The 26094-nt window shown below is 34.7% G+C and carries 18 protein-coding genes and 1 pseudogene; 15 read left to right on the top strand and 4 right to left on the bottom strand.

Annotated elements, in window-relative coordinates:
* The first annotated feature begins 128 nt into the window (after nt 1-128).
* The 7 genes from DMB68_RS11345 to DMB68_RS11315 all read left to right on the top strand — a co-directional run bounded on the left by DMB68_RS11345 (nt 129) and on the right by DMB68_RS11315 (nt 10179).
* Nucleotides 129-2435 carry a glycoside hydrolase family 65 protein gene (locus DMB68_RS11345; RefSeq protein ID WP_110347087.1) on the top strand — a complete coding sequence of 769 codons (2307 nt, stop codon included), beginning with the start codon at nt 129-131 and terminating at the stop codon, nt 2433-2435.
* 115 nt (nt 2436-2550) lie between these two features.
* Entirely contained in the window at nt 2551-4665 is a 2115-nt protein-coding gene (locus DMB68_RS11340; RefSeq protein ID WP_110346781.1) for a glycoside hydrolase family 97 protein, read from the top strand.
* A 94-nt stretch (nt 4666-4759) separates the two neighbouring features.
* Nucleotides 4760-6634, top strand: a complete 1875-nt coding sequence (locus DMB68_RS11335; protein ID WP_110346780.1) for a glycoside hydrolase family 13 protein — start codon at nt 4760-4762, stop codon at nt 6632-6634.
* 139 nt (nt 6635-6773) lie between these two features.
* Nucleotides 6774-7451: a glycerophosphodiester phosphodiesterase gene (locus tag DMB68_RS11330; protein ID WP_110346779.1), complete on the top strand. Its 678-nt coding sequence runs from the start codon at nt 6774-6776 to the stop codon at nt 7449-7451.
* On the top strand, nt 7448-8656 hold the full coding sequence (locus DMB68_RS11325) for a BaiN/RdsA family NAD(P)/FAD-dependent oxidoreductase (protein WP_110346778.1): 1209 nt from the start codon (nt 7448-7450) through the stop codon (nt 8654-8656). Before DMB68_RS11330 ends, DMB68_RS11325 begins: the two co-directional genes overlap by 4 nt.
* Nucleotides 8657-8663: 7 nt before the next feature.
* Entirely contained in the window at nt 8664-9311 is a 648-nt protein-coding gene (locus DMB68_RS11320) for an HAD family hydrolase (RefSeq protein WP_110346777.1), read from the top strand.
* 121 nt (nt 9312-9432) lie between these two features.
* The gene (locus tag DMB68_RS11315; protein ID WP_110346776.1) at nt 9433-10179 is read left to right on the top strand and encodes a hypothetical protein; all 747 of its coding nucleotides are present in this window, start codon (nt 9433-9435) and stop codon (nt 10177-10179) included.
* 58 nt (nt 10180-10237) lie between these two features.
* Here the strand turns inward: DMB68_RS11315 and DMB68_RS11310 are convergent, their stop codons facing one another.
* Nucleotides 10238-10714, bottom strand: coding sequence for a TspO/MBR family protein (locus DMB68_RS11310; RefSeq protein WP_110346775.1), 477 nt, complete (start codon nt 10712-10714; stop codon nt 10238-10240).
* 144 nt (nt 10715-10858) lie between these two features.
* Between DMB68_RS11310 and DMB68_RS11305 the strand changes: the two genes are divergently transcribed.
* The 5 genes and pseudogenes from DMB68_RS11305 to DMB68_RS11280 all read left to right on the top strand — a co-directional run bounded on the left by DMB68_RS11305 (nt 10859) and on the right by DMB68_RS11280 (nt 15547).
* A complete protein-coding gene (locus DMB68_RS11305) occupies nt 10859-11950 on the top strand; it encodes a diphosphomevalonate/mevalonate 3,5-bisphosphate decarboxylase family protein (RefSeq protein WP_110346774.1) in 1092 nt (363 codons plus the stop codon).
* 28 nt (nt 11951-11978) lie between these two features.
* Nucleotides 11979-12329 (top strand): annotated as a pseudogene (locus DMB68_RS11300) (four helix bundle protein).
* Between the two features lie 34 nt (nt 12330-12363).
* A complete protein-coding gene (locus DMB68_RS11295) occupies nt 12364-13302 on the top strand; it encodes a mevalonate kinase family protein (RefSeq protein WP_031454193.1) in 939 nt (312 codons plus the stop codon).
* 32 nt (nt 13303-13334) lie between these two features.
* The gene (locus tag DMB68_RS11290; RefSeq protein WP_110346773.1) at nt 13335-14294 is read left to right on the top strand and encodes a geranylgeranylglycerol-phosphate geranylgeranyltransferase; all 960 of its coding nucleotides are present in this window, start codon (nt 13335-13337) and stop codon (nt 14292-14294) included.
* Nucleotides 14295-14638: 344 nt separating this feature from the next.
* Nucleotides 14639-15547 carry a pseudouridine synthase gene (locus DMB68_RS11280; protein ID WP_110346771.1) on the top strand — a complete coding sequence of 303 codons (909 nt, stop codon included), beginning with the start codon at nt 14639-14641 and terminating at the stop codon, nt 15545-15547.
* 141 nt (nt 15548-15688) lie between these two features.
* Here the strand turns inward: DMB68_RS11280 and DMB68_RS11275 are convergent, their stop codons facing one another.
* Together DMB68_RS11275 and DMB68_RS11270 are read right to left on the bottom strand one after the other, a co-directional pair.
* Entirely contained in the window at nt 15689-17080 is a 1392-nt protein-coding gene (locus DMB68_RS11275; protein WP_110346770.1) for a hypothetical protein, read from the bottom strand.
* Nucleotides 17081-17097: 17 nt separating this feature from the next.
* A complete protein-coding gene (locus tag DMB68_RS11270) occupies nt 17098-19362 on the bottom strand; it encodes a TonB-dependent receptor plug domain-containing protein (protein ID WP_110346769.1) in 2265 nt (754 codons plus the stop codon).
* A gap of 137 nt (nt 19363-19499) precedes the next feature.
* On the opposite strand from DMB68_RS11270, the gene DMB68_RS11265 reads away from it, so the two are divergent.
* Nucleotides 19500-20549 (top strand): helix-turn-helix domain-containing protein, encoded by a 1050-nt coding sequence (locus DMB68_RS11265; RefSeq protein ID WP_110346768.1) that lies wholly within the window; start codon nt 19500-19502, stop codon nt 20547-20549.
* Nucleotides 20550-20608: 59 nt separating this feature from the next.
* Here the strand turns inward: DMB68_RS11265 and DMB68_RS11260 are convergent, their stop codons facing one another.
* Nucleotides 20609-21709, bottom strand: coding sequence for a DUF4407 domain-containing protein (locus tag DMB68_RS11260; RefSeq protein WP_110346767.1), 1101 nt, complete (start codon nt 21707-21709; stop codon nt 20609-20611).
* A 415-nt stretch (nt 21710-22124) separates the two neighbouring features.
* On the opposite strand from DMB68_RS11260, the gene DMB68_RS11255 reads away from it, so the two are divergent.
* Together DMB68_RS11255 and DMB68_RS11250 are read left to right on the top strand one after the other, a co-directional pair.
* On the top strand, nt 22125-24935 hold the full coding sequence (locus DMB68_RS11255) for a TonB-dependent receptor (RefSeq protein WP_231131642.1): 2811 nt from the start codon (nt 22125-22127) through the stop codon (nt 24933-24935).
* A 73-nt stretch (nt 24936-25008) separates the two neighbouring features.
* Entirely contained in the window at nt 25009-26067 is a 1059-nt protein-coding gene (locus DMB68_RS11250) for a phytase (RefSeq protein WP_110346765.1), read from the top strand.
* Nucleotides 26068-26094 lie beyond the last annotated feature (27 nt).

Below are 26094 nucleotides of genomic sequence, written 5' to 3'. Positions count from 1 at the left end.
CAGATAAATCGAAGAAAAAGTGAAAAAAAGTAATTATCTCATTTTCTAATTGACACATTTTCTAATTGATTAATTATCAAATTAAAAATCATCAATCATTCAATCAATCAACAAAAACTTTTAAAAAAATGAATCAGGATTATATAAAACCAGACAACTGGTCCATCATAGAAGAAGGATTTGACGCAGAAAGTGTCAAATCTTCTGAAAGCCTTTTCAGCCTTGGTAACGGGGCTATGGGACAGCGGGCCAATTTTGAAGAAACGTACTCTGGCGAGACTTTTCAGGGAAGCTATATTGCCGGAATTTATTACCCGGATAAAACCAAAGTAGGCTGGTGGAAAAACGGTTACCCGAAATATTTTGCCAAAGTATTAAACGCGCCTAACTGGATTGGAATTAACATCGAAATCAATGAAGAAAACCTCGATTTAAACACATGTGATGAGGTTCGGAATTTTCGCAGGGAACTGAATATGAAAGAAGGATGGTACAATCGTTCTTTTGAAGCGGTTTTAAAAAACGGAACAGAAATCTCCGTTAATGTCCGTCGTTTTCTTTCTTTGGATTTAGATGAAGCGGGAATCATCAAATATGATATTACCCCTTTAAACAAAGACGCTAAAATAGTATACAAACCGTATATTGATGCAGGTGTAACCAATGAAGATGCCAATTGGGATGAAAAATTCTGGAAGCCATTAGAGGTAAAAAAATCGAATAGTGAAGCTTTTGTAACAGCAAAAACGTTTAAAACGCATTTTAAAGTCACTACTTTTATGCACAATACGATTTTGGCCAATGGTGAAAATGTGAATATTTCTCCTTCTGCAATTGATTCTACAATTGATAAAGTACAATTTACTTACGGAACAATTATAGCAAAAGGGCAAACCTCATCCATTCAGAAAATAGGGGGTTATACCGTTTCTTTAAATCACGAAAATACTTTGGCTGCAGCCGAAAAATGTATCAAAACCGCCGTTTCTTTAGGACATGATACTTTGCTTCAAAATCAAATTAATGCCTGGGCAAAAATCTGGGAAATGTCAGATATTACTATTGAAGGTGATGTAAAAGCACAGCAGGGAATTCGTTTCAATATTTTCCAGTTGAACCAGACCTATTCCGGAAAAGACAGCCGATTAAATATTGGACCAAAAGGATTTACCGGAGAAAAATACGGAGGATCAACGTATTGGGATACTGAAGCCTATTGTATTCCGTTTTACATGGCTACAAAAGATCAGGAAGTTGCCCGAAATTTATTGACCTATCGTTACAATCAACTGGATAAAGCGATTGAGAATGCAAAAGATAATTTAGGTTTCAAAAACGGTGCAGCTTTGTATCCAATGGTTACCATGAATGGCGAAGAATGCCATAACGAATGGGAAATTACCCACGAAGAAATCCACAGAAACGGAGCAATTGCTTTTGCGATCTACAACTATTACCGTTACACCGGAGATTACTCATATATTCCTGAAAAAGGATTGGAAGTATTAATCGGAATTGCCCGTTTCTGGCATCAAAGAGCTTCTTTTTCTAAAGAAAAAAATCAATATGTAATTCTTGGTGTTACAGGTCCAAATGAGTACGAAAACAACATCAACAATAATTTCTACACCAATTATATTGCAAAATGGTGTATTGATTATGCTGAAGAACAAATTAAAAAAGTAGCTTCAGAATATCCGCAAGACCATAAAAGAATATTAGAAAAAGTAAATCTTTCTGCTGCTGAAATTCAGGAATGGAAAAAAGTAGCAGATGATATGTATTTTCCAACTTCTGAGGAATTAGGAATTTATCTGCAGCAGGATGGTTTCTTAGACAAAGAATTAATTAGGGTAAAAGATTTAGACCGTTCGCAGCGCCCTATTAACCAAAAATGGTCCTGGGACCGTGTGTTACGTTCGCCTTATATCAAACAAGCCGATGTTTTGCAGTGTTTCTATTTCTTCGAAGACCATTTTTCAAGAGAAGAATTAAAACGAAATTTCGAATTTTATGAATCATTTACTGTTCATGAAAGTTCACTTTCACCTTGTGTACACTCAATTCAGGCTGCCGTTTTAGATAAAATGGATATGGCGTATACTTTTTACCTGAGAACTTCACGTCTGGATTTGGATGATTATAACAAAGAAGTAGAAGAAGGCTGTCATATCACATCAATGGCGGGGACATGGATGAGTATTGTTGAAGGTTTTGGCGGAATGCGTGTTAAAAATGACCAGCTTCATTTCTCACCAAAAATTCCAAAAGAATGGAAAGGATATTCATTTAAAATCAATTTCAGGCATCAGATTTTAAAAGTTACAGTAAGTCATACTGAAACAACTTTTATGGTAGATGGTGATCAGGATTTAACGATTATCGTAAATGGAAAATCTGTAATTGCAAACAAACAACTTGCAAAAATTAATTAAATTACAATACTTTAAAACTAAAAATATGAAATGAGCATGACCGGAAATTGGTCGAATATACCAATTAGGATATGCGAATTACATATGACTTTTAAAAATCAATAAATATCATCATATGAAAAACTTATTTTTCGCAAGTTTAATCTTGTTTGCATTCAGCTCAATAGCAAATGCACAGCAATTAAAATCACCGGAAGGGAAGTTCGTAATGGAATTTTCGCTTCAAAGCGACGGAACTCCAGCTTACAATTTAAAATACAAAAACAAGGAGGTAGTAAAAACCAGTAAATTAGGGCTTGAACTTAAAAATGATACCAAATCGTTACTGAATGATTTTACGATTGTGGATACCAAAACCAGCACTTTTGATGAAACCTGGAAACCGGTTTGGGGAGAAGTTGACAACATCAGAAATCATTATAACGAACTGGCGGTAACTTTAAATCAAAAAAGTACTGACAGACAAATCATAATCCGTTTCCGTTTGTTTAATGACGGACTTGGATTTAGATATGAATTCCCTGCTCAAAAGAACCTTACTTATTTTGTTATTAAAGAAGAGAAAACTCAATTTGCAATGGCGGGCGACCACACGGCTTTTTGGATTCCGGGAGATTATGATACTCAGGAATACGATTACACCAAATCGAAATTATCTGAAATCCGTGGTCTATCTGAAAAGGCATACACAGCAAACGTTTCGCAAAAAAACTTTTCTCCAACAGGAGTTCAGACTTCTTTGATGTTGAAAACGAATGACGGAATCTACATCAACCTGCACGAAGCGGCTTTGATCAATTATTCTTGTATGCACCTGAATTTAGACGATAAAAACATGATTTTTGAATCATGGTTAACGCCTGATGCAAAAGGAGATAAAGGGTATATGCAGGCGCCAAGCCATTCGCCTTGGAGAACCATTATGGTGAGCGATGATGCGAGAGAAATCTTAGCTTCAAAAATGACTTTAAACTTAAATGATCCATCAAAAATTGATGATACTTCATGGATTAAACCGGTTAAGTATGTTGGTGTCTGGTGGGAAATGATTACAGGAAAAAGCTCATGGTCCTACACAAACGATTTCCCAACGGTTCAATTAGGCGTTTCTGATTTCTCAAAAGCTAAACCAAACGGAACACACGGAGCAAATAATGCTAACGTAAAAAAATACATTGACTTTGCGGCACAGCACGGCTTCGACGCTGTTTTAGTCGAAGGCTGGAACGAAGGCTGGGAAGACTGGTTTGGACATTCAAAAGATTATGTTTTCGATTTCCTGACGCCTTACCCTGATTTTGATGTAAAAGGTCTGCATGAATATGCAAAATCTAAAGGTGTAAAAATCATCATGCACCACGAAACTTCAGGATCTGTTCGTAACTACGAGCGTCACATGGATAAAGCTTACAAATTCATGAACGACAACGGATACGATGCCGTAAAAAGCGGTTACGTAGGTGATATTTTGCCTCGCGGTGAAAACCATTACAGCCAATGGATTGTAAACCACTACCAATATGCAGTCGAAAAAGCGGCTGAGTATAAAATTATGGTCAATGCGCATGAAGCCATTCGTCCAACGGGAATCTGCAGAACTTATCCAAATTTAATCGGAAACGAAGCAGCTAGAGGAACAGAATACCAGGCTTTTGGGGGTTCAAAACCAAATCACGTTACCGTTTTACCATTTACACGTTTAATTGGAGGCCCAATGGATTATACGCCTGGAATCTTCGAAATGGATATCAGCAAAATGAATCCAGGAAATACCTCTCACGTAAACAGCACATTGGCAAACCAATTGGCTTTATACGTTACAATGTACAGTCCGTTACAAATGGCGGCTGATACGCCTGAGAATTACAACCGTTTTCCGGATGCATTCCAATTCATTAAAGATGTGGCTGTAGACTGGTCAGAAAGCAAATATATTGAAGCTGAGCCGGGCGATTTTGTTACGGTTGCCCGTAAAGCCAAAGGAACAAACAACTGGTTTGTTGGAAATGTAAACGGAGAAACGCCACGTACTTCAAACATCGATTTCAGTTTCCTTGAAAAAGGTAAAAAGTACACCGCAACCATTTATGCTGATGCAAAAGAGGCGCATTACAAAACAAATCCGCAGGCTTATACCATCAAGAAAATTGCTGTAACCAGTAAATCAAAATTATCGCAGCTTTCTGCTCCGGGAGGAGGTTATGCAATAAGCATTATTGAAAACAAATAATTTTAAATTTACCATATAAGTAATATAAGTTCATTTAATTCAAACGTACTCTTACATGGACTTATATTACTTATATGGTTTAAATTTACTTACTATGAAAAACCTTAAAACGAATTTCTTAAAACATTCTTTTTATAAGTTAATCTTATTGGTCCTGTTGTTTTCCGCTTCCGCGAAAGCGCAAATACAAAAAACAGAACCGCCTTTCTGGTACGCCGGAATGAAAAATCCGGAACTGCAGATTATGTTCTACGGAAAAAACATTTCGCAGTATGAAACTTCGGTATCAAATAATGTTGCGATTAAAAATGTTGAAAAAACTGAAAACCCAAATTATCTTTTTGTAACCATAGATACAAAAGATGTAAAAGCTTCAGAATTAATTTTTTCCTTTAAATTGAAAAACAAAGTAGCTTTTACCCAAAAATATTCCCTTAAAGAAAGAAGAGCCAATTCAGCAGACCGAAAAAGTTATGATGCATCAGATTTGATTTACCTGATTATGCCGGATCGTTTTGCAAACGGAAATCCAAAAAACGACAGCAATGCTTCTTTAGCAGAAAAAGGAAATCGTGCTTTGCCGGGCGGACGTCACGGTGGAGATATCGAAGGAATCATTAAAAACTTAGATTATATTTCGTCTCTTGGCGCAACAACAATTTGGAGCACGCCTTTATGCGAAGACAATGACAAGGAGTATTCCTACCATACTTACGCACAATCTGATGTGTACAAAATAGATCCGCGTTACGGAACTAATGACGACTACGCTCGTTTGTCTGCAGAAATGCATAAAAGAAACATGAAACTGGTAATGGATTATGTTACGAATCATTGGGGAATTACCCATTGGATGATGAAAGATATCCCAACCAAATCATGGATTAATCAGTTTGAAAATTATACTCAAACGCACCATCGTCGTGAAGTAATTCCGGATACGCACGCTTCAAAAACAGATCAGGAAATTTGTATTGATGGCTGGTTCGTACCTTCAATGCCGGATTTGAATTTAAGAAATCCATTAGTTGCAAAATATTTAACTCAAAACGCTATTTGGTGGATTGAATTCGCCAATCTTGACGGATTTAGAGTAGATACTTATAATTATTCAGATGCAAACGCAATGGCCAATTGGGCAAAAGCAGTTACTGCAGAATATCCAAACTTTAATATCGTGGGAGAAATCTGGATGCACAATCAGGCGAGTCTGGCGTATTGGCAAAAAGACAGTAAAATAGGCGAAATTCAAAACTACAATTCGAATTTACCAAGTGTAATGGATTTTACTTTGCAAGATCAAATTGGTTCTGTTTTTAATGAAGATACCCCGAATTGGGATGGCGGACTGATTAAATTCTATAATAATTTTGCAATGGATTATTTGTATCCTAATGTCAACAATCTTTTGGTTTTTGCTGAAAATCACGATACCAACAGAATCAATGATGTTTACAAATATGATTTTGCAAAATATAAACTGGTGATGACTTTGATGGCAACCGTTCGCGGAATTCCACAAGTATATTACGGTTCAGAAATTGGAATGGGCGGCGATAAAAGCAAAGGCGGTGACGCCGATATTCGTCAGGATTTTCCGGGCGGTTGGGCAGGCGACAAAAATAATGCTTTCTCTTCAGCCGGAAGAACAGCAGAACAGGCAAAATACTTTGATTTTACGTCAAAATTATTCAACTGGAGAAAATCAAATGAAGCTCTTCATTTCGGAAAAATGACGCATTACATTCCTGAGAATAATACCTATGTTTATTTCAGATATACAGATTCTAAAACGGTAATGGTAGTTTTCAATAACAATGCAAAAGAGCAAGTTGTAAAAACTAATCGTTTCAAAGAAAACATCAAAAATTATACATCAGGAAAAGATGTTTTGAATGGAAAAACATTCGATTTATCTTCTGAAATTACTTTGGAACCAAAATCAGCTCTGGTTTTAGAATTGGAATAAAACAAATTACATTGTTATTCTGCCACGAATTCACGAATTATTTTAACAATCTTTGAAAATAAAATTCGTGAATTCGTGGCTATTATTTTTCCTCTGCAACTTTGTACCTTTGCAACTCTGAACCTTATTCAATAGAAAAATGCTAAAAATAGCTCACAGAGGTGCAAAAGCATACGAACCCGAAAATACACTTCAGGCTTTTCAAAAAGCTTTAGACCTAAATTCAGACGGAATTGAACTTGACGTTCACCTCAGTGCTGACGGGCATATCATCGTAATGCACGATGAAACCATCGATAAAATGACCAACGGAAAAGGTGCTGTAAACACATTCACATTATCCGAATTAAAGTCATTTTCAATTGCTGGTAAGCACCAAATTCCGACTTTGAATGAGGTTTTTGATCTGGTCAGAAAAAGATGTTTTATCAACGTCGAATTAAAAAATGCGGATACTTCAAAACAAGTTGTTTCTTTAATTGAAAAATACATTGCAGAAGAAGGCTGGGATTATAGCCATTTTATCGTTTCAAGTTTTGACTGGAATGCTTTACAGGAAGTACATAATCTAAATTCAGATATTCCAATTGGTGTTTTAACCGAAGAAGATTTGGATACTGCTTTGGCTTTCGCCGAATCGATACAGGCAAAAGCTATTCATCCTGATTTTCACTTATTAAATACTGATAATGTTCGCAAAATGCAGGAAAAAGGTTTTTGGGTTCTACCGTGGACTGTAAATGTTGAAGAAGATATTCAAAAAGTTAAAAGCTATAATGTAAACGGAATAATCTCTGATTTTCCAGATAAAATATGATCAAAAATTTCGACATTATCATCGTTGGCGGAGGCGCAGCAGGTTTTTTTACCGCAATTAATATTGCAGAAAAAAATCCGAAACTTAAAATTGCCATTTTAGAAAGAGGAAAAGAAGTTTTATCTAAAGTCCGCGTTTCCGGAGGCGGAAGATGCAATGTGACACATGCGTGTTTTGAGCCTAATGAACTGGTTAAATTTTATCCAAGAGGCGAAAAAGAACTTCGCGGTCCATTTCATCAGTTCTGTTCTGGAGATACAATTGAATGGTTCGAAAAACACGGTGTTGAATTAAAAATCGAAGAAGACGGCAGAATGTTTCCGGTTTCTAATTCCTCGCAAACTATTATTGATTGTTTTTTAAAAGCAACAGAAAAGTTAGGTATCAAAGTATTGACAGGACAAAGCGTACAATCGATTTTTAAAAAAGAAAATCACTGGAAAATTGACACACAAACCGAAAATTACACTACCGAAAAATTAGTTATGGCAACCGGAAGCAATCCAAAAATTTGGGAAATGCTTCAGGAAGAAGGTCATGCAATTGTAAGCCCCGTTCCTTCCCTATTTACATTCAATATTAAAGATTCCAGGATTAAAGAATTACCCGGAGTTGCAGCCCAAGTTACCGTAAACGTAAAAGATACCAAACTAGAATCAACGGGTCCTTTGTTAATCACACATTGGGGAATGAGTGGCCCTGCCATCCTAAAACTTTCGGCCTGGGGAGCACGAATCCTTCACGATAAAAATTACCAGTTTACGATTTTCGTCAATTGGCTTAATGATGTTGATACCGAAGATGCTGAAAAAATTCTGAAAGAATTAAAACAGGAACATGCCAAAAAAGCCGTTTCAAAAAAATCACCTTTTGAATTCCCGAATCGTTTGTGGGAAAGCTTAGTTTTAGCTTCGGGAATTGAAGAAGAAACAAAATGGGCAGATTTATCTAAAATTCAATTGCAGAATTTAGCTTTACAATTGACTCAGGCAAAATTTCAGGTAAACGGAAAAAGCACTTTTAAAGAAGAATTTGTAACTGCAGGAGGAATCGATTTAAAGGAAATCAACTTTAAAACAATGGAAAGCAAGATTCACGAAAACCTTTATTTTGCAGGCGAAATTGTCAATATCGACGCCATTACCGGAGGATTTAATTTCCAAAATGCCTGGACAAGCGGGTTTATTTTAGCCAATAATATTTAAAAATAAAATGAAATTTAAAGGAATTATTTTTGATTTAGACGGAACATTAGTTAATTCATTAGAAGATATTTCAGATGCCATGAATTCTGTACTTACAAGTCTAAATTATCCAACGCATACTTATGATACGTATCAATATTTTATTGGCAGCGGTTTGCGGAATTTAGTAAGCAAGGCTTTGCCTGTATCAAACAATTCTCAGGAGCAGATTGAAACCTGCTTTGAAAGTATGGTGAAAGGTTATCGTGAAACCTGCACGCTAAAAACAAAACCATACGAAGGGATTGTCGAATTATTAGATAACTTGGCTTCACAAAATATCAAAATGGCGGTTTTCTCCAACAAGGCAGATGAGTTGACCAAGAAGATAGCTACTGAAATATTTCCAAATCACTTTGATGCTGCAGTTGGTTTAAGTACAGAAGCACTTAAAAAACCAAATCCGTTTGAAGCGGTCGAAATTAGCAAAAAATGGAACTTAAAACCCGAAGAAATCCTTTTTGTAGGCGATTCTGATATCGATATGCAGACAGCAGTAAATGCTAATATGTTTCCTGTTGGCGTTACCTGGGGTTACAGAACTCAGGAAGAATTGAAAAACAGCGGTGCAAAATTGGTTATAAATTCGGCTTCAGAATTGATTGATATTTTATAACATTTGATTTAATATTTACTCCATTCCAATACCTAACGTGAGTATTAACAAGAATTTACACAATTCATAAGTTTTCATTAAGACGATTCTAATAATTTTACTCTCAGCTAATTAATTCTGTATGAGAGTAAAATTACTTACCACAATTTCTTTTTTCACCTATCAGTTATCTATTTCACAAACTGAAAAATTGCTTCATGGCAAAGTAGTTGCTCAGGATCTTCCGCTTAAAAATGTAGAAGTAATCAACAAAACTGCTAAAATCAGCACCAGAACAAACGAATCGGGCGAATTTTCAATTAGTGTAAATATAAAAGACAGTCTGCTTTTCTTCTCAAAAGATTTTTTATTTACAAGATTAAAAGTCACAGCAGAAAACATTCAGTCCAATCGTTTTACAGTCAATATGATTGCCAAACCGGAAGAGCTGAAAGAAGTTGTCGTTTTGAATAAGGAATCAAAAACAGTCTGGCTGACTAAAGAAGAAATAGAACAGATTAAGCTAAACTCTCACAAATCAAAGGAAGGATTAAAAATTGCTGGTTATAAAGAAGCAGTTATGCCCCTCGGAACAGATTTTATTTACCTTGGAAAACAAATTCGGAATTTATTCAAAAAAGAAGAAACTCCTAAAAAGGAAAGTCCCAAAATTGATTTCAGCCAGCTCGTAAAAAACACATTAAATCCTGATTTTTTGACAAAAGACCTAAAATTAAAGCCCCAAGAAACAGCCCTTTTTATTGAATTCTGCGAAGCTGATCCTAAATCTAAAATCCTTTTAGAAAACCCAAATATTCTGGCTACGATGGATTTTTTATATTCTAAAAATGAAGAATTTAAGAAGTTGAGAACAGAGGTTAAAAATTAAGATTCATCAGTTAACCAGAAAACCTGAAACAAAATAAACATGAAACCTGAAACAAAAGTTACTTATTCAACCACCAGATACTCGCATTCAAAATCGCTGCAAATCCAACCCAGGCCAAATACGGGATTAATAAATATCCAGCCGTTTTATTGATTTTAGTAAATTTTAAATACGTTTCATAAATCATCAGCCATAGAAGAACAATTTCGATTAAAGCCAGCATCGGGTTTTTTAATCCGAAGAATAAATACGACCAGATGGCATTTAAAGTCAGTTGGATCAAAAAGAATCCTAAAGCTTTTTTTACGGCTGCATTTTGTTCTTTTATTTTATCCCAGACTAAACCGGCAGCAACGGCCATTAAAATATAAAGCAAGGTCCAGACCGGCATGAAAATCCAGTTGGGCGGATTAAAAAATGGCTTCTCAATTGTTGGGTACCACTCTGCTACGCTGGGTCTTGTTACCAGACTTGCAGAATATCCTACTGCCAGACAAACTACTAAAGCTATTGCTATTTTTACGAACTTATTCATGATAATAAAATTTTGAATCAAAAATAGTCAAAAAGAAAAATTTCAAACCATATAAGTCATATAAGTTCATTTAGTAAAAGCTGCTTATATTTCTTATATAACTTATATGGTGAAAAAGTTATCTTTGTCAAAATTTTATAATTCATGTTTACAGCAGCTGATTTTATTCCTAAAACATATTCTTCAACAATTGAAAACGGAAACTTTGAATGGAGTGCTCCAAGCAACATAGCATTGGTAAAATACTGGGGAAAAAAAGACAACCAGATTCCGGCGAATCCATCGGTAAGTTTTACATTGAATAATTGCAAAACGATTACGAAACTTGCTTTTGAAAAGAAAGAGAGTAAGGATGCTTTTTCATTTGATTTATTATTTGAAGGAAAACCAAAAGAAGATTTTAAGCCAAAAATCAGAAAGTTTTTAGAGCGAATTGAAGAATATCTGCCGTTTTTGAAAGACTATCATTTCACGATTGATACTCATAATACTTTTCCGCACAGCTCGGGAATCGCTTCTTCGGCATCCGGAATGGCCGCTTTGGCTATGAATTTTATGAGTTTAGAAAAAAAGCTCAACCCGGAAATGACAGACGATTATTTTTATCAGAAAGCATCATTTTTAGCCCGTTTAGGTTCCGGAAGTGCATGCCGAAGCGTGAAAGGAAATGTTGTTGTTTGGGGAAATCAGGCAAATATCGAAGGAAGCTCTGATTTATTTGGGGTTGAATTTCCGTATGCAATCCATGAAAATTTCCATAATTATCAGGACACGATTTTATTGGTTGATAAAGGAGAAAAACAGGTTTCGAGCACAGTTGGACATGATTTAATGCACAATCATCCGTATGCCTACAGCCGTTTTGCGCAGGCACACGAGAATCTTGATAAATTAATCGCTATTTTCGAAAGTGGAAATATAGAAGAGTTTATCAAAGTTGTAGAAAGTGAAGCCCTGACTTTACACGCCATGATGATGACTTCGATGCCTTATTTTATCCTGATGAAGCCAAACACATTACAAATTATTAACGCCATCTGGAAATTCAGAGCCGAAACAAAAACTCCGGTTTGTTTTACCCTTGATGCGGGTGCAAATGTCCATGTTTTATATCCTGAAAACGTTAGTAAAAAAGTATTACAATTTATTAAGAACGAATTAGTTGGCTTTTGTCAAAATGGTCAGTACATTTGTGACGAAATTGGGGAGGGCAGTCAATTGATAATTGATAATTGATAATTGTCAATTAAAAATTACTAACTTTATGGAGAAGAAAAACATTATCAAAGAAAAATCTTTTGCTTTTGAAATCGAAATTGTGAACCTTTATAAAGTTTTAAGCGAGAAAAAAGAATTTGTTTTATCCAGACAAGTTTTGCAATCCGGAACCTCTATTGATGCCAATGTAAGAGAATAGGAACATGCTCAAAGTAAAGCTGATTTTATCCATAAATTATCTATTTCATTAAAAGAAGCAAACGAAACAGAATATTGGTTAGATTTGTTGTATGAAACAAAATATCTTTCTGATATTGAATTTCAAAATATTAAACCTAAAATCACAGAGTTATTAAAATTACTTACAAGTATTATTAAAACCTCTAAAAACATATAATTATCAATTATAAATTGTGAATTATCAATTAATTATGAAAGGACCTTTATTTTACTCAAAAATATTACTCTTTGGAGAATACGGAATCATTCGCGACTCTAAAGGACTTTCTATTCCTTATAATTTTTACAATGGTGCACTAAAGAAAGATGAAAATCCTTCTGCAGAAGCTATTGCCTCAAATGCAAGTTTAAAACGTTACACCACTTATCTCGAAACCTTACAAACAGAACAGCCTAATTTGGTTGCTTTTGATTTGGCAGCTTTAAAAAGTGATGTTGAAACCGGAATGTATTTTGATTCCAGTATTCCGCAAGGGTACGGAGTGGGAAGCAGCGGTGCTTTGGTTGCCGCTATTTATGATAAATATGCTACACATAAGATTACGGTTCTGGAGAATCTTACGCGTGAAAAATTATTGCAGTTAAAAAACATATTTGCGAATATGGAGAGTTTTTTCCACGGAAAAAGCTCTGGTCTGGATCCATTAAACAGCTATTTGAGTATTCCGATTTTAATTAATTCTAAGGATAATATTGAAGCAACCGGCATTCCTACTCAAAGTTTTGACGGCAAAGGGGCTGTATTTTTATTAGATTCAGGAATTGTGGGAGAAACGGCTCCAATGGTTAATATTTTTATGGAAAACCTGAAAGACAAAGGTTTCCGTGCGATGCTAAAAAACCAATTCGTTAAATATACCGATGCCTGTGTAGACAACTTTTTACATGGCGATATGAAATCGTTGTTTACGAATACTAAAAAGCTTTCTAAAGTCGTTTTAAATAATTTCAAACCAATGATTCCGGAACAGTTTCACGGAATCTGGCAAAACGGAATTGACACTAATGATTATTATTTAAAACTTTGCGGTTCTGGCGGCGGCGGTTATATTCTGGGTTTTACTGAAGATTTAGAACGTGCTAAAGTTTCCTTAAAAGACTATAAATTAGAAGTGGTTTATCAATTCTAAATTTATACTTTTCCAAACTTTAAATACGTATGATGTTAAGCAGACAGCACAAACTTTTAGTAATGAAAATTGTCAGTCTGTTTTCTGTGGTAAGAGGCTACAACATTCCGATTATTGTTTTAGCACAGTATTTATCAGCTATTTTTATACTCGCTCCTGAAAAAAGAGCACTTGATATTCTACTTGATTTCAAATTATTCCTAATTGTTTTTGCTTCAGCCATTACAATTGCTTCGGGGTATATCATCAATAATTTTTACGACAGCCAGAAGGATTTGATCAACAGGCCAAACAAATCGATGCTGGACAGATTAGTTAGTCAAAAAACAAAACTATCGGTTTATTTTACTTTGAATTTTATTGCCGTTTTAATGGCATTAATTGTTTCCTGGCGTGCTTTTTTATTTTTTTCAGCTTATATTTTCCTGATTTGGTTTTATTCTCATAAGATAAAAAAATACGCTGTTGTTGGAAATCTGACAGCGGCTTTTTTGGCTGTTCTGCCTTTTTTCGCCATTCTACTTTACTTTTTTTACCATCAGATTTCCTTTGACGAAATTGAAAATCACAGAAGTCATTTTGCCGTAATTTCAGCACATGCCATGTTTTTGTTTTTATTGCTTTTGATTCGGGAAATGATAAAAGATCTGGAGAATTTAAAAGGTGATTTAGCCAATAATTATCAGACAATTCCAATACTTTATAACGAAAGTGTTTCTAAACAAATCATTACTGTTTTAACTTTTTTGACTGTACTTCCGGTTTATGTACTGATTAATGTTTATGATGTGGGCTATATGGATATTTATTTCTATATGTGCTTTGCAACAATGCTTTTTTTTCTGCTTTATTTATGGAAATCAAACTCTAAGGAACAATACTTACTGCTTCATAATGTGCTTAAATTTTTGATTGTTTCAGGTGTATTTTGTATTGTTTTGATTAACCCAAGTGTTTTGTGGCACGGAAAGCAATTGATTTCTAATTTTTAGGGTTTATTCCGCAAAGATCCACAGAGAATTTTTCGCAAAGATTCACGGAGAATATAAAAACTTTGTGTAACTCCAGGTTCACTTTGCGAATCTCTGTGGTAAAACTCTGTTTATTAATATTAAAAGAAGCCAATTGATTTGATCTAGCCCCGGTTGAAGTGGAAATCCTTTTATTTTTTGCTGCCAAAAAATAAAAGATTGGGAACGGAAAACGGGAATCCATGTTTAAACAAAGCAGGATGTGATGCTTCAAATCGATTAAAACCTTATTGCTATTAATCTAACAACATTGAACTTAAGATTATTAGCAGGAAAAAACTATCTTTGCACAAATTACAGAATTTATGAATAATAAGGAAGGGAATAATAAAAGAGGCGGATCGAGACCAAACAGCTCAAGATCAAACTCCGGCAAGCCAAAACCTCCTATGGCAAAGCGTGCTCAAGGGCCGAAGAAAGTGAAACCTGCTGTGAAGGCAGCCGAAGAAGAAAAAGCACAAAAACTTAAAAAACAAAATCAGGCTCCGAAGAGACAAAAAGCTTCTGACGAAATACGTTTGAATAAATATATTTCCAATTCAGGTGTTTGCTCGCGTCGTGATGCAGATATATACATTCAGTCAGGAAACGTTAAAGTAAATGGCGTTCCGGTTACTGAAATGGGTTATTTAGTAAAATTGAACGATGTTGTAAACTTTGATGGTGTGGTTCTAACTCCTGAAAAGAAAGAATATATCTTACTGAATAAACCTAAAAACTTTACCACTGCTCTTGACGAAGGTCAGGAATACCGTAACGTTTTAGAATTGGTTCGCGGTTCTACAACTGCTAAAATTGCTCCGATTGGAAGAATGGACAAAAACACGACAGGTTTATTGTTGTTTACCAATGATACGGACATGATTCGTAAATTTACTTTGCCGAGTCAGAAATCGTCAAAAATTTATCAGGTTTCTTTGGATAAAAACCTGAAATTTGAAGATTTAGAAAAAATCAGTAAAGGTTTGGTTTTGGACGGACACCGCGTTTTTGTAGAAGAAGTAAGTTATATTGATAATGAACCAAAAAGCGAAATAGGGCTTAAATTACGTTCATCAAATGTAAAAGTGGTTCGTGCTATTTTTGAAAACTTTGATTATGATGTGTTACGTATTGACCGTGTATCTTTTGCAGGTTTAACTAAAAAGAACCTTCCAAGAGGTAACTGGCGCTTTTTGACGGATCAGGAAATTATCAATTTGAAGAACGTTTAAAAAACTATTCACATAAAAAAACCTATTTCACTTCTTGTAAAATAGGTTTTTTTATGCTTTATACTTTCTAAAAATAAAAACAGATACTAATTTTTCATTAATATCTGCTTTTAAACTGAATTTAATATTTTCTAAGATTGCTTAGTAAGCACCTAAATAGAAACTACCTGAAGCTGCTTTTAATGTAGCTCCTTTTTTGATTGTTTTGGTTTTCCAGTTTACTATATAAATATTTCCATCTTTACCTGAAGGAGTTAATGGAAGATATACATTATCTCCAACTAAACCGATGTTTTGAAACTGACCAAATGTTGTTGCTAATGCTGTGTCTGCTTCACTATCTGTCGCTAATTTAGTTGCTGTTTTAGCATTTAAATCTATTAAAGCAACATAACCGCCATTAGTACCTGTTACGGTATAAAGAACAACAGCTACTCCATCTTTAATATATCTCCAGGCTTTAATACTTGAACCAGTTATGCTTAAAGCAGTATTAAGATTGAAGTGGTAAGTCTGATCGTAATCATTTGTTGCTTTACTGATACGTAGGATATCCGGACCAGAAGTAGCAGTTGCCTGGTAAAGATTTCCATCAGTTCCAACATACTGTGTTAATGTACGGTATCCTAAATTGTCAATCATACTTTTTTCTGAAGTGATAATCTTAGCATTTCTTAAACTTGGATAATCTACTACATAAGTAAGAGTACCTAAATTTCTTTCGTTAGTTGTCTGCCAGCCAGAGATAGCTCCGGTATTTGCATTTGTTGTTACTGTACCGTTTACGTTGTGTCTTCTAACACCTAAACCAATATATAATTTGTCTTTAGCCTGATTTAATACAGGTACGTCTGCTCTCCATACATGGTAACCTTGTGCTTCTAATTCAGCTCCAAGGTCTACGTCAATATTACCGGTATTTGTGATGGCAGTATTATTTAAGTCGATGTTTGCAATTTTGATTTTACCTTTTGGATGTCTCCATACGTAATTTGGGGCACTTCCAGTATAAGGATCTAATGCTTCACCAAAAGATACCCCTACACCAATACCTTCTGCTGCTTTAACCCAACGAGGAGACGTACCTAAAATAGTTGCAGTATTAAGCTCATAACCAACTTCTGTATATTTCCCTTGTCCGGAAACGCTGTATTTATTAAATACACCGCCTTCAGTTCCTGTGTACTGGATATTGTATAAAAATTTACCATCTTCAGAAGCCTGAACACGTGCAGTACGACTGGATTTCAAAGCAAATCCTACAACATATTTCTCGCTCTCCATCTTAAAAAGATCTACTACATAATCCGGGTTAGCCGCATTCTCCTGAGTAATTGCGTAAGCACGCGTTCCTCCATTTCCTGCTGTTCCTGCCGCATCAGGAAAAGATCCTGTTAAAGTTATCCAGCGTGTACCGTCTGCAACAGGCGGATTAGTTCCTGGATCGTTGTTGTCGTCACTACTACAGCTTCCTAATGTTAAGGCTGCAATAACAGTACTAAATAATGCTATTCTAAATAGATTTTTTTTCATGATATTGATTAATTTGATTATAAAAATTTACTAAGGGTATAATTCAATTTGAAGTAGATTCCTCTACCCGGTTTTTGTATTTGAAAATTGTCATAGACTTCGGCATTGAAGATGTTTTTTACATCTAGGCTGGCTACCAGTTTTTTAGAAGGAAAACGGTAACTCGCTCCTAAATCATGTGTAATCTGGGTAGGCGTTATTGAGTATGCCGGTTCTCCTCTAACAGTAAAATATTCACCTACATAACCTGCATTATAATAAGTACTTAATAGCGATTCCTTCTGAAAAACATTTAAAAAGTTATATTGCATGTTCATATTCATGGTAAAAAAAGGCTCGTTGGATACCTGATGGCCATAATATCTATTTGGTGCACCATTTTCATCAGAATCACTTTTATCCAGATTGTTGAATTTTGAAATATTAAAAGATGTATTAAGACGGTTGTTATAGATGTAAATGACTTCTGCTTCGAAACCTTTTGCTTGTGTTTTTTGAAGATTTACAAATTTAGTCACTTGTATATCGGCATCCGATTCATTTTCAATATCTGCGGCAACTACAGTTTGCGGCGTAATTTTATTGTAAGCATTACGCCAGAAAGCGTTAACATAAAACGCTATTTTATGTTTTCCGAAGTCAGATGGATTCCAACGAAAACCTAAATTATAATTGATGTATTTCTCTGCCTGCAATTGAAGATTTGGGAGTATATTTTGTTCAGGTGCTCCAAACAATTGCATATCAGAGGGCATTATATATGAGTTTTCCGTAGAACCAGTGATAAACATACTGGGAATTAAATTATATGAGACTGTACCACCGAAGCCAAAATTTCTGTCAATAGTAGTAACATTTTCTTCTACAATTGAGTTTACACCTTCTATTGTTACTATTTTTTTTCGTAAATCATTGACACGATTATTGGTGTACTTTCCTGAAATATTGGTTTTTAATCTCTTATTAAAAGTTTCCGCTTCATAAGACATAGAAGTAATATTCTTATAGATATTACTATCGGTAGCTAAATCTTTGGATGCAGGATTTAATAAATCTTCCTCTTTTCTGTTTGTTGCTTCAAATTTATGATTTAACGATACACGATGTCCATCTGTAATCAAATAGCCCAAATTGGCTCGTGCGTTTGTGATTTTTGTATCTGTATCAGTAATAACTTTTTTTCCTTGTTGTCCTCCCTCTTTTGTCTTCAATTTAACCAAAACGCCATTTTCATAAATATGTCTTATTTTACCATCCCAATTGTAAGCATAATCAACAGTATCTTGTAAATAGCTATTACGTTCGCTTCGCACGGCATTGACATTAAAAGTTAAATTTTTTGCAAGAAAATTCCTTTTGTTGTAGTTCAGTTCAAATACATTCGCCCCCGCTTCATTAAATCTACCCACATAAGGTACAGACATTGTTATACCGTGAGGAATTTCGGTATAGTTGCTGGATCCATTATACACAATAAAAAACTGATCAGCCCATTTGGTGTTGGTAAAACCAACTTCAAAACGCCCGTTTATATTTTTATAAGTATTGTTGAATCGTTTTGCTTTGTAGTTTCTTATAATTTGTTGAAATTCATTTACATAAGTTGATGAGTGTCCCCAAGTTTCATAACTATTGTCTGTGTAGATATAAGAACCTGATCCTCTAAATGAAAACCCTGTTTTTTTATCCCGGTACATTACACCAAAATCGGATTGGAAAGTGTTGAATGATCCATAAGAGGCTGAAACGTTAGCAGTATTCTGAGACACATCTTTTTTTAGTATCACATTAATTGCGCCACCGACATAATCACCTGTTAAATGAGAAGGCAAAACTCCTTTGTAAACCTCTATACGCTCGATCATGGCTGGCGGAATATTGTTGAGGTTAAAAGACTGCCCATAAGTAGAAACCTCAATTCCATTAAGAAAAACTCCTATAGTACTTCCGGACATTCCATTCAGGTTATACACTACATTTGAGCCTATTCCTCCATTTTGTCTAACACGTACACCAACCGACCTGTCCAGTAATTCATTGGTAGTTAAATTCCTTAATGAAGCTTCCTTGGTTTCTATGATTGATACTGCAAAACCAGAAGTTTCTATTTTTTTCTTTTTTGATGTTCCCTGTACGGTAATGTTTTCTAATGTTTCTGCTTCTGATTTTTCTTCTTTGGTTTTTTCAGTAGCAGCAGTTTTTTCTTTAGTCTGTTTTTCCTGCGAAAATAATGGTAAAGCCATCAAAATCAACAGAATGAGAAAAGAGTATAGGTTGCGCATGGGTGGTATTTAAAAATTTTAGCAGATATTGTTCTTAATTAGACTTATTATAAATAAATTTGCGACAAAAGTACCATGACAGTTCTTAAAACAAATAGGGAAAAACGGATTATTATTTTGTAAAAACGGATTATATTTTGAGATTTAAATCAATCATTCTGGGAGAAGAAGAGCCTATTATAGACATAGAAACAGGTGCTTACAATCAAAAAAATCATTTTACTGAAGAAAAAGTCAGTATTAAAAAAGATAATCTGGGAGAAATTACCAGCGTTAATCTTGTTACCGAAGATATTTTGATTATTGATATTCAGATGTATTTTTCCACTCCTCAAACAATTCGGACTGAAATGATTGGCGAATCGGTAGTACTCAATTTTATTTGCTGCAATAATGTAGAGGCAAATATTGACGAGGTTGAAAGCGAAAAATACACCACAGAAAACACTCATAATATTCTTTACACATCAAAACTCAACGCTACATTTAAAATTCCTGAATCAGAAAAAATTAATTATCTGTCGATTATTTTATCTCCCGATTTTTATTCTAAACTGATTAATGAAAACTGGGATTTACATCAAAAATTCTCCAAAAATATTCAACAGAAAAAATCCGGTTATCTGACGCCAAAATATGTTCCGTTCAATTCAGAAATTCAATGGGCTATTCACGAAATAAAGAATTGCAAATATTCGGGCTCCATGAAAAAAATGTACCTGGAAGCCAAGATAAAAGAGCTTTTAATTTTTCAGCTTGAATCCTTAAAGGAATTTGAGGCTAAAGCACCTGTAGATGAAAAGGATTACAAAAAACTGTTGGAGGCCAAAAGAATTTTAGAACGCAATTTTACAAATGCACCTTCGCTTCTGGAGCTTTCCAGATTGATATCACTCAACGAATTTAAACTCAAAAAGGGATTTAAGGCCTGTTTTGAAACCACGGTAAAAAGTTATGTGACGAAACTCCGAATGGAATATGCCAAAAAACTGTTCAAAAACAAAAATTCAAATGTAGGGGAGGTTGCTTATAAATGCGGCTATAAAGATGTGTCCCATTTTTCGGCTGCTTTTAAAACGTTTTATGGTTTTACTCCAATGGATTTTAGAAAAATTAATATTTTCACTAAGCTGAATTTTCTCTTTTGGGAATTAATAGACATTTTTCCTTTGGTTGATTTTTTATAAACAAAAAAAAGAAGCCTGTGAAGCTTCTTTCTTTATAATTGTCTTAAATCTTTTTAGAATTATAATGTACTTTTTTGTTTTTCTAAAAAACCGTTTGATTGCAGTTCTAATAATTCAGTTGCATTTTTTCGCTGCAGATTGTAAAGATTTTTATCTTCGGCAATATCAGCATATACTTTGTCGTGCATTTCGGCGCTTGTCTTTATCAGTAAATCACGCTGGTATTTATTTTGTTCCAAAGTAGCTTTCATGGCAGTCTCGGCTTCTTCCTGTTTAATATCGAATTCGCCTTTTGGGGCAAGCAGTTTGGCAATTATTGGAGAAGTTTCAATTGCCAGGAATAATAACATAATAAAAAACGACGGAAGCCACGGTAACTTATTCAGGGCATTTATTCTCGCCATTAATCCGTCAAAACCTTCGATGATGGGCTGTGTTTGTGAAACTTTCTTATCTAAATCAGCCTGAAGCTGTTTACCTGCTTTTTCTTTTTCGGCAATTTTGGCCTCGTTGGCGGTTTTTAACGTTTCATATTCTTTTAAAGATGCGTCGTGTTTCTCTCTCTTTTCTTTATAAACAGGACCTTTCCCGAGTTTTTTTGTTCCGGTAGTTCCTTCGGCTTCTGTTATGTATGTCGAGTATAAAGCATTTACTTCTTTCTCTTTTTTTAGAATATCCGCTTTTAAAGCAGCAATTTCAGCCTTATTTTTATCTAAATCCGATTTGAAATAGGTTCCAATTTGTTTTTTATTAGCCAGTTCCATTTCGTTTTTTTCTTTTAGCAAAACGGTATTGATTTCTTTTTCGAAAATTTTGATTTCTAAAGGCTTCGAAATTACGATAGCAATAATAATCGCCAGGATAATTCGGGGAGTTGCTTGCAGGAATTCATCCATAAAGCGATCTCTTTTTTTAATAGTTGAAACGATAAAACGATCCAGATTAAAAATAAGTAAACTCCATACAAACCCGAAAATCAATGCCGGATAGATAGAATCAAAAACAGTAAAAAGCGCATAAGCACTGGCCAAAAAAGCCATAACTGCGGTAAAAAAAACGGTGGCGCCAATACCAACATATTTGGTTTGCTCGCCTTCTGAACAGCCTTCGAGAAGATTCCTGTCGGCACCTGAGCACAGGATAAAAAATTGTTTTAACATGATTGATGATTTTTGATTGTGATTGATAAGGCAAATTTAACGCCAAAAATTCAATTGCAATGCAAATAGTTAATTTGTTTTTAGTTGTGAATCAATTATTTGGTGGTTTTATAATTGTTTAGTCCATAGTAATTAGTGATTAGCAATTAGTTTTTGTTCACCGATATAAGAAAGAAAATTCATTTAGCTATCTAAATTTAGGTCTTTATAAGAACTGTAATGTTAATAGTTCCCACATTCTACTAATCACTAGTAACTATTTCCTAATAACTGACTAGTTATGCTATTTCAATGTTACATAAACATTACTATTTTCTAATTAAAAACACCTAATCATAACAGTATGATAATTTTTTTGAAGGAGTTTAATAACACTAAGGTTTTAGTTTCGCACCAAAATCAAACCAAAAACAAAATGAAAAATTTTTATGTAGCAGCAATGCTATTTTTATTAACGTTCACAGGCTACGCTCAAAAAGCAATAATATCAGGTAAGGTATTAGATGCCGACGATAAACTTCCTTTACCGGGAGCCATGATTCAAATTGTTGGAGAGAATAAATACACCATCTCTGATTATAATGGACGATTTGAATTACTTAATATTAATATTGGGACGTATCAGGTAACTGTAAAATACATAGGATATACATCCATCACACAAGAAATCTCAGTTGAACAAGGTAAAAACAATGTAATTGATTTTGCTCTTAAAACTACAGGAACAGAATTAGATGAGGTTGTAGTGGGAGACATTTTAAAAGGTCAGGCAAAAGCACTAAACCAGCAAAAAAACAATAAAAATATCGGAAACGTAATTTCATCAGATCAGGTAGGTCGTTTTCCGGACGCCAATGTGGGAGATGCTTTAAAACGTGTTTCGGGTATTACGATGCAAAATGATCAGGGTGAAGCCAGAAACATTATTATCAGAGGTCTGGCTCCTTCTTTGAACTCAGTAACTTTAAATGGTGATCGTATTCCGTCAGCAGAAGGAGACAACAGAAATGTTCAGATGGACTTAATCCCGTCTGATATGATTTCGACTATTGAAGTTAATAAAACCCTGACTTCAGACATGGATGCTGATGCGATTGGAGGTTCTGTTAATTTAGTGACAAGAGCAACTCCAAACGGCGAAAGAATTTCGGCAACACTTGCAGGAGGTTATCTTCCAATTCGCGAACACGCTTCTTACACTGCAGGATTAGTGTATGGAAATCGTTTCTTAAACAATAAATTAGGATTTGTCTTCAGCGGTTCTTATAATAATGTAGATTACGGATCTGACAACATCGAAAACGAATGGGTAAAAGATGATTTCGGAAACGAATTTGTACAGGCTGCTGAAATCAGAAAATACGATGTACAGCGTATTCGCCGAAGCGGATCTATTGCTTTAGATTATAAATTTGATGAGAACAACAGTATTTTCGCCAATGCAATCTACAACTGGAGAGACGACAGGGAAAACCGTTTCAGAACTACTTACGATGATATTGAAGCTATCTATAATGGTGAAGAAATTACCGGTTTTGAAGGTCGTGTAAAACGTGAAACCAAAGGTGGTGTTGATAATAACCGTAACAAAAACAGAAGATTAGAAGATCAAAGAGTACAAAATTATTCGTTACGCGGAGAACATTTGATCAACTCAAAATTAGATTTAGACTGGTCTGCTAATTATGCTAAAGCCAGAGAATACCGCCCGGGAGAGCGTTATATCGAATACCGTCAGGAAGGATTAGGCATTAATCAGGATTTTTCTGAAAATAAATTTCCTTTAGTTACAAGTGTAGGAGAGTCATTAGATGAATTAGAATTTGACTCGGCTTCTGAAAATACGGATGAAACAAGTGAAAGTGAATTTGGTGCTAAAATCAATATCCGTTTTCCATTCTCGATTATCGCTGCAGAAAAAGGAAGAATCAGAACCGGACTTCGTTTGAGAATGAAAGAAAAAGAAAGAAACAATACTTTCTTTTCTTATGAGCCAATCAACGATGGAATGGGGCTTTTATCAGAGATTTCAACGAGTTATTTTGATGGTAAAAACTTCAATCCGGGAAGTAAATATGTTCCGGGAACTTTTGCTTCGGCTAACTTTTTAGGAAATCTTGATTTGAACAACGCATCTTTATTTGACAAAGAATCAGATCCTTCAGAATATTTAGCAGTAAATTATAATGCTAAAGAAAATATTTATGCCGCTTACATCAGATGGGATCAGGATTTTAACGATAAGCTTTCAATGGTTTTAGGTTTCCGTATAGAAAATACTCATATTGATTACACAGGAAATCGTGTATTGGATGAAGAAGAATTAGAAAGTGAAATTAACACGACAAACTCTTACACGAATTTATTGCCAAGTATTTCATTTCAATATAATGCAACTAAAGATTTAGTTTTAAGATTGGCTGCAACAACAGCTTTGGCAAGACCAGATTATTATGCCCTTGCACCTTACGTAAACAATATTGCTTCGGATATGGCTATTACAGCTGGAAATCCAAACCTTGATGTTACCTATTCATACAATTATGATTTTATGGTAGAAAACTATTTCAAATCGGTTGGATTAATTTCAGGAGGTGTTTTTTATAAGAAATTAAATGATTTCATTTACAACTACAGTGATAATCAATATACAACTGAAAAATTTGCTGCTGATTTTCCAAATCAGGTTAATCCAATTCCAGCGGGTGAAAATTGGGAATTTATACAATCCAGAAATGGTGATAATGTTGATGTTTACGGTTTTGAAGTGGCATTTCAGCGTCAGTTAGATTTCCTGCCGGGGAAATTTTTAAAAGGGTTTAATGTTTATTTGAATTATACGTACACAAAGTCTAAAGCAAAAGGAATTGCTGATGAGGACGGTAATGAAAGAAACGATATTAGCCTTCCGGGAACTACGCCACACATGTTTAATGGTTCATTATCATGGGAAAACAAACGTTTTTCAGCAAGAATTTCTACCAATTTTGCATCTGATTATTTAGATGAGTTAGGTTCAGAATCATACAACGACAGTTACTATGACAAACAATTTTTCTTAGACGCAAATGCGTCGTACAAAATTACACCTAAACTTCGTGTTTTTGCAGAAGCAAACAACCTGACTAATCAGCCATTACGTTACTACCAGGGAGTTGAAGCGCATACCAAACAAGTAGAATATTATCAGGCCCGCTATAATTTAGGTTTGAAGTTTGACTTGTAAAATATAAATTATAAAATTCTTAAATTAGGCAGAACATAACGGTTCTGTCTAATTTTATTCAAATGAAAATTCAATGAAAAATAAATTTATACTCGTTCTTTTGTTTTCAGGCATTTTATTTACGGCTTGTAAAGACGATAAATTAGCTCCGGTTGCACCAAACGCGGTAAAACCAACAGCCGTTACAGAAGCCTTGCCTCATGATACTGATGATCCTTCAATATGGATCCATCCAACAGATGCTTCAAAAAGTATTATTGTGGGAACTGATAAAGATACAGATGGTGGCTTATATGCTTTTGATCTAAATGGAAAAATACTAAAAAAATCAATTCCGTTAAAGCGTCCAAACAATGTTGATATTGCTTACGGATTGATTATTGACGGAAAAAAAGTTGACATTGCCGTGACTACAGAACGTGAAAGCAACAAAATAAGAATCTTTAGCTTACCCGATTTAAACCCGATTGACAATGGCGGAATTTCAGTATTTGAAGGAGAAGAGTTGCGTGACCCAATGGGAGTTACTTTATACACAAGACCAACTGACGGTAAAATATTTGCTATTGTGGGAAGAAAATCTGGTCCTTCAGGAAGTTATTTATGGCAGTATGAACTTTCCGGTTCAGGAAAATATGCTGCTGCAAAAGTCGTTCGCAAATTTGGAACTTACAGCGGAAAAAAAGAAATCGAAGCTATCGCAGTTGATAATGAATTAGGTGCTGTTTACTATTGTGACGAGCAAGTTGGAATCAGGAAATACAAAGCAGATCCGGCTTTAAACGACAATAAAGAACTGGCTTTCTTCGGTCAGAAAGATTTCAAGGCAGATCATGAAGGAATTGCGATTTACAAAAAAACAGATTCTACAGGATATATTTTAGTATCCAACCAACAGGCAAATTCTTTTATGGTTTATCCGAGAGAAGGCGTTAACGGAAATCCAGACAGCTATAAATTACTGGCAGAAGTTCCAACGTCAACAATTGAATGCGATGGTGCCGATGTAACCAGCGTTAACTTAGGCGGAGCTTATAATAACGGTCTTTTTGTAGCCATGAGCAACGGAATGACATTTCATTATTACGCCTGGGATTTGATCCAGAAACGTATCGACGAAGCAAAAAAATAAACTTTCAGTGTTGTTTTCAATCGCAGT

The organism is Flavobacterium hydrophilum, from assembly GCF_003202405.1.
GTDB lineage: Bacteria > Bacteroidota > Bacteroidia > Flavobacteriales > Flavobacteriaceae > Flavobacterium > Flavobacterium hydrophilum.
The sequence above is the reverse complement of the archived record's forward strand: the minus strand, read 5'-3'. Positions and strand labels throughout refer to the sequence as shown.

Coding starts and splice junctions, on each gene's coding strand:
- DMB68_RS11315 (WP_110346776.1), top strand. CDS start 9,433: ATGAGAGTAAAATTACTTACCACAATTTCTTTTTTCACCTATCAGTTA.
- DMB68_RS11260 (WP_110346767.1), bottom strand. CDS start 21,709: ATGTTAAAACAATTTTTTATCCTGTGCTCAGGTGCCGACAGGAATCTT.
- DMB68_RS11340 (WP_110346781.1), top strand. CDS start 2,551: ATGAAAAACTTATTTTTCGCAAGTTTAATCTTGTTTGCATTCAGCTCA.
- DMB68_RS11325 (WP_110346778.1), top strand. CDS start 7,448: ATGATCAAAAATTTCGACATTATCATCGTTGGCGGAGGCGCAGCAGGT.
- DMB68_RS11280 (WP_110346771.1), top strand. CDS start 14,639: ATGAATAATAAGGAAGGGAATAATAAAAGAGGCGGATCGAGACCAAAC.
- DMB68_RS11255 (WP_231131642.1), top strand. CDS start 22,125: ATGAAAAATTTTTATGTAGCAGCAATGCTATTTTTATTAACGTTCACA.
- DMB68_RS11290 (WP_110346773.1), top strand. CDS start 13,335: ATGTTAAGCAGACAGCACAAACTTTTAGTAATGAAAATTGTCAGTCTG.
- DMB68_RS11335 (WP_110346780.1), top strand. CDS start 4,760: ATGAAAAACCTTAAAACGAATTTCTTAAAACATTCTTTTTATAAGTTA.
- DMB68_RS11330 (WP_110346779.1), top strand. CDS start 6,774: ATGCTAAAAATAGCTCACAGAGGTGCAAAAGCATACGAACCCGAAAAT.
- DMB68_RS11250 (WP_110346765.1), top strand. CDS start 25,009: ATGAAAAATAAATTTATACTCGTTCTTTTGTTTTCAGGCATTTTATTT.
- DMB68_RS11320 (WP_110346777.1), top strand. CDS start 8,664: ATGAAATTTAAAGGAATTATTTTTGATTTAGACGGAACATTAGTTAAT.
- DMB68_RS11270 (WP_110346769.1), bottom strand. CDS start 19,362: ATGCGCAACCTATACTCTTTTCTCATTCTGTTGATTTTGATGGCTTTA.
- DMB68_RS11295 (WP_031454193.1), top strand. CDS start 12,364: ATGAAAGGACCTTTATTTTACTCAAAAATATTACTCTTTGGAGAATAC.
- DMB68_RS11305 (WP_110346774.1), top strand. CDS start 10,859: ATGTTTACAGCAGCTGATTTTATTCCTAAAACATATTCTTCAACAATT.
- DMB68_RS11345 (WP_110347087.1), top strand. CDS start 129: ATGAATCAGGATTATATAAAACCAGACAACTGGTCCATCATAGAAGAA.
- DMB68_RS11275 (WP_110346770.1), bottom strand. CDS start 17,080: ATGAAAAAAAATCTATTTAGAATAGCATTATTTAGTACTGTTATTGCA.
- DMB68_RS11310 (WP_110346775.1), bottom strand. CDS start 10,714: ATGAATAAGTTCGTAAAAATAGCAATAGCTTTAGTAGTTTGTCTGGCA.